Below are 629 nucleotides of genomic sequence, written 5' to 3'. Positions count from 1 at the left end.
CCGCTGGCACTGGGCTTGACCGCACGCCACCTGGCTTATGTCATCTACACCTCCGGTTCCACCGGCCTGCCCAAGGGCGTCATGGTCGAGCATGGCAGCCTGGCCCACTTGGCGCTGGCGCAGATCGACCGCTTTGGCGTGGTTGCCGGCAGCCGCGTACTGCAGTTTGCGTCATTCAGTTTCGATGCCAGTATTTCAGAAGTCGCTATGGCTCTGTGCCGTGGCGCCGTCCTGCATGTGGCTAGTCAGGAGGCCTTGCGTCCGGCCGATCCGCTGATCGGGACGCTGCGCGCCGGTGATATTACACACGTGACACTGCCATCGGCGGTGCTTGCCCTGCTGGGGGAGCCGTTGCAGTTCGCTCCCACGACCTTCATCGTTGCTGGTGATGCCTGTCCGCCAGCACTGGCCCGCCAGTGGGCTGCGCACCATCTTCTCATTAATGCTTACGGCCCGACCGAAGCGACTGTCTGCGCCAGTGCGTATGACTGCGACGCGGAATACCGTGCCATTACTCCGATCGGCCGGCCGATAGCCGATGTGCAGATCTACCTGCTCGACGCGCACCAGCAGCCGGTGCCGCAGGGTGTGAGCGGCGAGATGTACATCGGCGGTGCCGGTGTTGCGCG

The 629-nt window shown here is 64.1% G+C and carries 1 protein-coding gene; it reads left to right on the top strand.

Annotation, left to right across the window (positions count from 1 at the left end; genetic code table 11):
* Nucleotides 1–15 precede the first annotated feature (15 nt).
* The coding region (locus tag AC1RJW_RS29720; RefSeq protein ID WP_493048117.1) for an AMP-binding protein at nt 16–629 on the top strand (614 nt) is incomplete at its 3' end.

Source organism: Janthinobacterium sp. GW822-FHT07A03 (assembly GCF_058798815.1).
Note: the sequence above shows the minus strand (reverse complement) of the source record. Positions and strands in the feature narration are given on the sequence as shown.